This is a genomic window from Achromobacter sp. RTa (assembly GCF_000757485.1).
GTDB lineage: Bacteria > Pseudomonadota > Gammaproteobacteria > Burkholderiales > Burkholderiaceae_B > Achromobacter.
In genome coordinates, this window is sequence record NZ_JPYO01000023.1 from 91637 (window position 1) to 99143 (window position 7507).

Genomic DNA, 7507 nt, shown 5'->3' on the forward strand with positions numbered 1-7507 from the left:
GGCCACCGCTGCTACGCGCCGGCAGGAGACCCGCCCGGCGCATCGGTGAACCCATATAGGCGCGCGGGGTTGTCGATCAGCACCTTGCGCGCGACGTCGCTACGGTCGAGATGCCGCCAGGCCCAATCATGAAGCGCGGCTTCGTCCAACGGCGGGCGGCCTTGCGCGTGCCAGCCGGGGTGAGGCCAGTCCGAGCCCCACAGCAGGCGCTGTGGCGCGGTTTCCAGCAGGATTTCCGCCAAGGGGGCGAGTGCGCGATAGCCGGGCGCGCCGTCGGGATCCAGCAAATAGGGCGCGGACAGCTTTACCCAGATCTGCGCTTCGTTCAGCAAGACACGCAAGGCTCGCCAGGGAGGGCTCTTCGGATCCTGCGCCGGATTCAACCGACCCATGTGGTCCAGCACCACGGGCACGGGCAGCGCGCGCAGCCAGGGCGATAGCGCTGGCAGCGCCGCGCCCTCGACGTGCAGTTGCAGGTGCCAGCCCAGGGGCGCGATGCGCCGCGCCAGGGCGCCGGCGGCTTCCGTGTCCAGCAACGCGCCGCGCAGCGCGTTGATGCGCACGCCGCGGCAGCCGCCCTGGTCGAGCCTGAACAGCTCCTCGTCGCTGACCGTGGCCGGCACCACGGCCACGGCCCTGGCATTCTCCATGCCGAGGCGGGCGACGGCGTCCAGGGTGCAGCGATTGTCGTATCCATAGGTGGTCGGCTGCACGATGACGCTGCGCCGGACACCCTGGGCATCGCGCACAGCCCGGTAGGTGGCGGCCGTGGCCGGTGGCGGCCGCAGGGCCGCGTCCGGCTTATAGGGAAAGGCCGGGTCGTAGATGTGCAGGTGGCAATCGCAGACCGGGCCTGCCGCGGGAGGCCCGAAGAAGGATGGAGGGTGGCCCGTGGATGCGGTCATCCCTTGCCCGCCAGCCCGGTGCTCTGGATCACGTTGCGCCAGCGCGCGGCTTCCGCGGAAACGAAGTCCGCGAACTCCGTCTGGCTCATCGGCATCGGCTCGGATCCCTGGGCTTTCAGGCGCTCAAGGAATTCCGGGCTTTGCAGGGCTTGCTGCAGGGCCTGCACCAGCGTGGCCTGCACCTCGGCCGGCAGCCTGGCCGGGGCGAAGAGGCCGGTGTAGACGGCCACGTCGACCTCATGAACTTGCTGTTCGTGCAGCGTGGGCACATCCGGCAGGAGAGGGGAACGGGCGGCGCCGGTCTGCGCGATCGCGCGCAGACGGCCGGAGGAGATGAGGGGGCTGGAGGAACTCAGCTGGTCGACCATGGCGTCCAGCTGGCCGCCCATCAGATCGGTCAGCGCGGGGCCGGCGCCCTTGTACGGAATATGGGTGGCGTTGAGTCCGGTCTTCTGCTCCAGCAATTCGGTGGTGAGATGGTTGAGCGAGCCGGTGCCGGGCGAACCCATGTTGAGGCCCGTGGCGCGGGCATGGCTGAGCGTGAGCAGTTCAGCGTAAGTCTTGACGGGGCTGCCGGCGGCGACGACGATGACCGAAGGCGTGACGCTGATCGCGCCCAGCGAAGTAAAGTCCTTGACGGGGTCGTAGCTGGCGTTCATGAAGGCGGGCGCGGTGGCGTTGGTCGCCGTGCTGCCCACCATGAGCGTGTAGCCGTCGGCGGGCGCGCGCGCGACGAGGGCGCTGCCAATGGTGCCGCCGGCTCCGGCGCGGTTGTCGATGACCACGGCCTGGCCCAGCTGCTTGGCCAGTACCGGTCCCAGCGCCCGGGCGGTGGCGTCGACGTTGCCCCCCGGCGCAAACGGCACGATCATGGTGATGGGGCGCTCGGGGTAGCCAGCGGCCGCGGCCAGGCCGGGCAGAACGGCAGCGGCCAACAGTGCGCTGGCGGCAAGCCGGCGCACGATGCTCAGGGATTGCATGGTTGTCTCCTGGATAGTTGTTGCCAGGGGCCTGCGGCAGGCCCCTGGCCGGTCAATAAGCGACCTGGAAAATTTCGTGGAAATCCTTGGGCGCGACACCGCCGAAGTGTTGCTTGTAGCCTGCGGCGGCAATGGCAAGCAGCTTCGCGTGCGTCGCTTCCGACATGGTTGCGTCGACCTTGGCGGCGCGCAGGGTCGCCACCACTTCCTCCATTTCGTGGGCGCGCCGTTCGGCGTGGATGACGCCGCGCGCCATCAAGCCGTTGGCGATGTCATGGAAGGAGCCGTTGGCGAAGGTGTCGGCGATGGATTGCAGCAAGTCGTCTTCGAGGCCGTAGCGATGGCCTGCCAGCACGGTTTCCAGCAACAGGGCCACGACACCCTTCATGAAAATGCTGCGCAGCATCTTCGAGGCCGATGCGCGGCCGGCATCGCCTTCAAGAACGCTGAGCTCCATGCCGTATGGCTGGAGCGCGGCGGCCAGCGCCGGCGCGCCCGCGCCGCAGATCAGCGTGGGCACCTTATGGCCCAGGCCCGGCACGGTGCCCATGATGGCCCCGTCGACGAAACGGGCGCCGGACGGAGCGACCAGCTCGGCGATCTCGATCTTGGTCTGCGGTCCGGCCGAATTGAAATCGGCATAGATCTGGTCCGGGCGCAGCCACGGGAGGCACTCGCGCGCCAGGGAAACCGCCAGGCTGGCGCTTACCGCGCAGATGACGATGTCCACGCCTTCGACCAGGGCCTGCAGGCTGGGCGCCAGCGCCACGCCGGCTTCCTGCGCGCGGCGGCCGACCAGTTCCGACTGCGGCGCGACGTTCCACATCTTGTCGTACGCCTGGATGCCGGAGAGGCCGTCATCACGCAAGCCCTTGGCGATGTGGAACACGGCCTCGCCCATGCCGATGAAACCGATGCGCGGCGCGCTCATTGCTGCTGCTCCCCGTAAGCGGCGTCGATGATCTCGCAACCCAGTGCGGCCAGCGCGGCCTCGTCGTAGGCCTTGCGGTTCCAGGTCCCGTCCTCGATTTCCTGGCGCGTGCGGATTTCCTGCGCCAGCTTCTTGCGCGCGTCTTCCAGCACCGAGGAGGCCTCGTGGCGGGCGATCACGATCACGCCGTCGGCGTCGCCGACGACGATGTCGCCCGGATTGACGACCACGCCGCCGCAGGAAATCGGCACGTTGATCTCGCCGGGTCCGGACTTGTGCGGACCGCGGGGCGTGATGCCTCGCGCATAGACTGGAAAGGCCATTTCGCCGATGCTGTCCGCGTCGCGCATTGCGCCGTCGACCACCACGCCGGCGATCTGGCGGCGGGCGGCCCACAGCATCATGTTCTCGCCCGAAATCGCATTGGTGAGGTCGCCCTGGTCTTCAACCAGGATCACGTCGCCGGGTTGGGCCGCGTCGATGGCGTGGTGCAGCATCAGGTTGCAGCCGGGGCGGGCGCGCACCGTGAACGCGGTGCCCAGCAGGGGCGCCTTGTTCATGGGGCGGATGCGCGCATCCAGGCAGAACATGCGGCCGACGACATCGCCGATGTTGGCGACGGGAATCTCGCGGAAACCCTCTACGAGTTCGCGCGGCGCGCGATGGATCTTCTTGAAAACACGAAAGCCGACTTTGGACATTTGCTACCTCGAAAAATAAAATAGGGCACGTCAATGAAGCTGTGCGCGTGCCGGGTTGCCACTTATGAAACTGAATGCTCTACATACGCTGGAAGTCGTCATCCGCGAGGGCTCGTACGCCGCAGCGGCGCCCGTGGTCAACCTGACCGCCAGCGCCATCGGCCTGCAGATGCGCCAGCTGGAGGCCTACTTCGGGCGTCCGCTGTTCGACCGCTCGGCGCGCCACGTGCGGCCGACCGACTTCGCGCGCCAGGTTGCCGCGGCCGTGACCGAAACCCTGAACCGCGTCGACAGCCTGCGTCTGCAGGATCACATCGCGGTCGAAGGGCATGTGCGGGTGGGCATAATCGAATCCGCCATGATTTCCGTGCTGCCCAAGGCCATACGGCGGCTGCGCGCCTTTGCGCCCGGCATCGAGGCGCAGATCACGCGCGGCGTCTCGCAATTCCTGCTGCAGGAGGTCAAGGCCGGCCGCCTGGACCTCGCCATCCTGGTGCGCCCCGAGCGCGGGGGCTCCAGCCGCATGCATTGGCTGCCGCTTTACTCCGAAGGCTTCGTGCTGGTTTCGCCGCCCGACAGCCGGGGCAATTCGGCCGAAGCGCTGCTGCGCCAGCACGAATGGATCCGCTTCGACCGTGGCGCGACCGGCGGGCGGATCGCCGCCGCCTATGTCGAGAGCGTGGTGCCCGGCAAGCGGCCGATCCTGGAGCTGCCAGGCACCGACGCCATCATTGCCTGCGTGGCCGACGGGCTCGGCGTTTCGGTGATCCCGACGCCCAGGCCCGAACTTGCGCGGGCTTATCCCTTCAGGCAGATCTCCCTCGACCGGGCTCGCGCGCGCCGCGACATCGTGCTGGTGTGCCGCCGGGCGGATAGCGAGAACCGCCGGATACAGGCCGTGCAGCGCGCCTTCAGCGAAGCCTTGCATTGATGCTCACTCCAACGCGATCTGGCGGTCTTTGATCAGGGCCGACCAGCGCGCCATCTGCCCTTCGATGAAGCCGCCGAATCCCGCAGGCTCCATGGTGCTTGCGGCAATGCCGAGGCCCTTCAGGCGCTCGACGACCTCCGGATCGGTCACTGCGGCGCGCACGGCGTCGGCCAGTTTCTGCTTGATCGCATCAGGCGTCTTCGCCGGCAGGAAGATGCCGTGCCAGTCCAGCACTTCAAATCCTGGAAAGCCGCTCTCGGCCACGGTCGGAACGTCGGGCAGCGTGCCCAGCCGCGTGGCCGACGACACGGCCAGCGCCCGCAGCTGGCCATTGCGCACGTAGGGCAGGCCGGAGGACGCGTTGGCGAAGTAGGCATTGACCTGGCCGCCGACCACGTCGACCAGCGCGGGCGCGCCGCCCTTGTAGGGAATGTGCAGCATGCTGACGCCGGCGTCGCGCGCCAGCATTTCCGTGGCCAGGTGCGCCGAACTGCCGACGCCGAAGGAGGCATACGAAACGTTGTTGCCCGGCGTCTTGGCCAGCGTCAGGAATTCGCCGATGTTCTGGGCTTTCACCGCCGGATTCACCACGAAGATCATCGGCGCGGTCGCCACCATCGCGATCGGCGACAAGTCCCGGGCGGGGTCGAAGCTGAGCTTGCGCAGGGAGCTGTTCACCGCGTAAGTGAAGGTGTCGTAGAGAACGGTGTAGCCATCCGGCGCGGCCCGGGCCACCATGCCTTCGGCGATGGTGCCGCCCGCGCCGGGGCGGTTTTCGACCACAATGGATTGGCCCAGGCGTTCGCCGAGCTTGCCGGCGACGGCGCGAGCGACATTGTCGGCGCCGCCGCCAGCGGCATAGGGCACCACCAGGCGGATGGGTTGGTCCGGCCAGGCGGCCTGGGCTCCAAGGGGCAGCAGGGCGGTAAGCAGCAAGCTTTGGGCAAGCCGGGAAATGCGGTTCATAGCGGTTGTCTCCTATGGGGCGGGTGGCGCCTCTGATGCGGGCGCTTCAATCAGCGGACTGGGCAAGCAGGCGGACCTGCCTGGCGATCGCCAGGCAGGACGTCAAGCCTGGCGATTCGATGCCCAGCAGGTTGATCAGGCCGGACACGCCATGCTCGCGCGCCGTCTGAAAGCAGAAATCTCCATTGCTCAGGGTGAGCGGCTCGTCCGGTCCGGCCAGTCGCGGACGTATGCCCGTATAGCCCGGCACCAGGTCGCCGTCGGCCAGCGCGGGGTAGTAGCGCCGGACGCCGCGGTAGAAGTCCGCGGCGCGGGTCTCGTCGAACCGGTAATCCACCTGGTCGCGCCACTGCAGGTCCGGGCCGAATTTGCATTGGCCGGCCAGATCCAGCGTCACGTGCACCCGTTGCCAGCTCGAGCGCGCCACGGGATAGACCAGATGCTTGAACGGGCTGGGGCCGCGCAAGGTGAAGTAATGCCCGACGGCGTAATGCACCCTGGGTACCGCCTGCCGCGCGATGCCGTCGATGGAAGCGGCGATATCCGCGGCTCGAAGGCCGGCGGCGTTGATCACCAGGGACGCCCGGACGCGCATGGCCTGCGCGCCGCCGATCTCCAGCTCGATGCCGCCGGAGGTCGCCCGTCCTGCCATCACGGGACTGCACAAGGCCAACGCCGCGCCGTGTTGCTGGGCCTCGCCCAGCAGGCTCAGCATGAGGCCGTGCGCGTCGATGATGCCGGTCGATGGCGAAAACAACGCCTTGCGGCCGGTCAGCGCGGGCTCGATCTCCCGCAATTCGCCCTGCGACACCGGGCGCAGGTCATCGACGCCGCTGGCGCGCGCCTGCGACAGGTACAGATCCAGTTTGTCCTCTTCCTCGGCGTCCACGGCCAGAAGCAGTTTTCCCGGCCTCTGGTGAGCGATGCCATGTTCCGCGCAGTAGCGCGCCAGCATGGTGTTTCCCGGGCGGCAAAGGCGCGCCTTCCAGGTTCCGGCGGGATACGAGATTCCCGCGTGCATTACTTCAGAATTGCGCGAACTGGTGTGCGTGCCGAAGGCGTTCTCTTCCTCCAGGATGACGACCTCGCGGCCGCTGGCGGCCAGCTCCCGCGCGATGGCCAGGCCCACGACGCCGGCGCCGATCACGACGCAATCGATATGTTCCATGCCGCGTTCCGCCTAGGCGAAGCCGTAGAGCCGCGCCGGATTGTCCACCAGCACTCGCCGGCGCAGCGCGGCATCGGGCAGCCAATCGTGCAGGGCGGCGACGGTGTCGCGCGTGTCGGGCGGCGAGGGCATCTCGGTCGGGTGCGGCCAGTCCGAGCCCCACACCAGGCGCTCGGGCGCCAGCGCGGCCAGCCGGCCGGCGGTGGCGCGCGCCGTGGCGGCATCCCGTGCAAGATAGTGGCCGGAGAGCTTGACCCAGGTCTTCCCCGATCGCAGCAGCGATTCGACGATGTTCCAGGCCGGATCGTCCGCGTCCGTATTGGCCAGGCGCGCCATATGGTCGAACACCAGGGGGCAGGGCAGCGCCATCAGCAGGTCGCGATTTTCGACGATCTGCGCCGGCGTCATGTGCAATTGCGCGTGCCAGCCGAGCGCATCGAGGCGCGGCGCCAAGGCCGGCAGGGTAGCGATCCGCGTGACGGCGGTCTTGGGAATGGCGATGGTGTAGCGGATGCCGCGGATGCCGCCCGCATGCAGGCGCTGGAGCTCGGCGTCGGCAACCTCGGGATAGACAACCGCTACCCCCCGCGTATGGCTCGCGCCCAGCGCCTGGATGGCGTCCAGGGTGACGCGGTTGTCATCGCCATGAGGGGCCGGCGTCACGACGACGGCGCGGCGCAACCCCATGGATTCGCGCACGGTGCGATAACGCCCGGCATCGCAGCCGGCCAGCGGATTGGGCGCGGCCGGCGCGGCGATCAGCGCCGGGTTGTATAGATGCAGATGCGCGTCGCAGGCGTCCGCGGGCAACGGCAAGAGGGGGATTGTCTCGTTCATTCTTTGTGGCCTCGCGCCGCCTTGCGGCGGTGGGGAGTCTTGGAACGAGAAAATCGTATCTCAGCAAAAGAAAAGTATTGCTGAGTAT

8 protein-coding genes are annotated in these 7507 nt (G+C 68.2%); 1 reads left to right on the plus strand and 7 read right to left on the minus strand.

The window, feature by feature from the left end; all coding sequences use genetic code 11:
- Window positions 1-11: 11 nt before the first annotated feature.
- From JL37_RS08030 to JL37_RS08045, 4 genes are read right to left on the minus strand one after another with little or no spacing between them, the layout of a single operon-like run.
- The gene (locus tag JL37_RS08030) at window positions 12-905 is read right to left on the minus strand and encodes an amidohydrolase (RefSeq protein WP_052096967.1); all 894 of its coding nucleotides are present in this window, start codon (window positions 903-905) and stop codon (window positions 12-14) included.
- Entirely contained in the window at window positions 902-1885 is a 984-nt protein-coding gene (locus JL37_RS08035; RefSeq protein WP_043543153.1) for a tripartite tricarboxylate transporter substrate binding protein, read from the minus strand. The genes JL37_RS08030 and JL37_RS08035 overlap by 4 nt, the downstream gene beginning before the upstream one ends.
- A gap of 52 nt (window positions 1886-1937) precedes the next feature.
- Window positions 1938-2816, minus strand: a complete 879-nt coding sequence (locus JL37_RS08040) for an NAD(P)-dependent oxidoreductase (RefSeq protein WP_043543154.1) — start codon at window positions 2814-2816, stop codon at window positions 1938-1940.
- Complete coding sequence (locus JL37_RS08045; protein ID WP_043543156.1) at window positions 2813-3517, minus strand: RraA family protein; 705 nt, start codon at window positions 3515-3517, stop codon at window positions 2813-2815. The genes JL37_RS08040 and JL37_RS08045 overlap by 4 nt, the downstream gene beginning before the upstream one ends.
- 64 nt (window positions 3518-3581) lie before the next feature.
- Between JL37_RS08045 and JL37_RS08050 the strand changes: the two genes are divergently transcribed.
- Window positions 3582-4448, plus strand: a complete 867-nt coding sequence (locus tag JL37_RS08050; protein ID WP_043543157.1) for a LysR family transcriptional regulator — start codon at window positions 3582-3584, stop codon at window positions 4446-4448.
- A 3-nt stretch (window positions 4449-4451) separates the two neighbouring features.
- On the opposite strand, the gene JL37_RS08055 is transcribed toward JL37_RS08050, so the two are convergent.
- From JL37_RS08055 to JL37_RS08065, 3 genes are read right to left on the minus strand one after another with little or no spacing between them, the layout of a single operon-like run.
- On the minus strand, window positions 4452-5414 hold the full coding sequence (locus tag JL37_RS08055) for a tripartite tricarboxylate transporter substrate binding protein (protein ID WP_043543159.1): 963 nt from the start codon (window positions 5412-5414) through the stop codon (window positions 4452-4454).
- Between the two features lie 46 nt (window positions 5415-5460).
- Window positions 5461-6582 (minus strand): NAD(P)/FAD-dependent oxidoreductase, encoded by a 1122-nt coding sequence (locus JL37_RS08060; RefSeq protein WP_043543160.1) that lies wholly within the window; start codon window positions 6580-6582, stop codon window positions 5461-5463.
- 12 nt (window positions 6583-6594) lie between these two features.
- Window positions 6595-7419, minus strand: a complete 825-nt coding sequence (locus JL37_RS08065) for an amidohydrolase (RefSeq protein WP_043543163.1) — start codon at window positions 7417-7419, stop codon at window positions 6595-6597.
- Window positions 7420-7507 lie beyond the last annotated feature (88 nt).